This window comes from Mesorhizobium delmotii (genome assembly GCF_900149755.1).
In the GTDB taxonomy this organism is placed as follows: Bacteria; Pseudomonadota; Alphaproteobacteria; order Rhizobiales; family Rhizobiaceae; genus Mesorhizobium; species Mesorhizobium delmotii.
Genome location: NZ_FUIG01000113.1, coordinates 1 through 431, shown reverse-complemented (window position 1 = coordinate 431; position 431 = coordinate 1). Strand labels below are relative to the sequence as shown.

Genomic DNA, 431 nt, shown 5'->3' with positions numbered 1-431 from the left:
TCGCGAACCGCGGCGCGGCCTTTTTATTCAAAGGTGACGGTGTGAAGGCTATTACTGACTGCGGCAAGGCGATCGAGTTGAAGCCCACGTTAGTCGAATCCTTCCACTGCCGTGCTAACGCGTATCGGGCCAAGGGTGACCTCAACAAGGCCGTTGCAGACTACGACAGGGCTATTGAGCTGAAGCCCGACTATGCTGAAGCATTCAATGACCGTGGGCTTGCCTATCAAGCTATGGGGGAAAACACCAAGGCTAGGGCCGACTTTGACAAGGCCATCCAACTCAAGCCGGGCTATGCTGCAGCCCTCACGAACCGCGCCCACCTTCCGCCACCCTAGGGCTTGTCTTCGATTTCTTAGGCGGAAGGTCTGCATCGGGTTGGGGGTGCGACGTTCGCATTTGCGACCGCGAAGGCCCGGAAATGGCGCAAA

The 431-nt window shown here is 57.8% G+C and carries 1 protein-coding gene; it reads left to right on the top strand.

Annotation, left to right across the window (positions count from 1 at the left end; translation table 11 throughout):
* Positions 1-338 (top strand): tetratricopeptide repeat protein (locus BQ8482_RS37595; protein ID WP_123152132.1); only part of this gene is annotated, 338 nt, incomplete at its 5' end.
* Positions 339-431 lie beyond the last annotated feature (93 nt).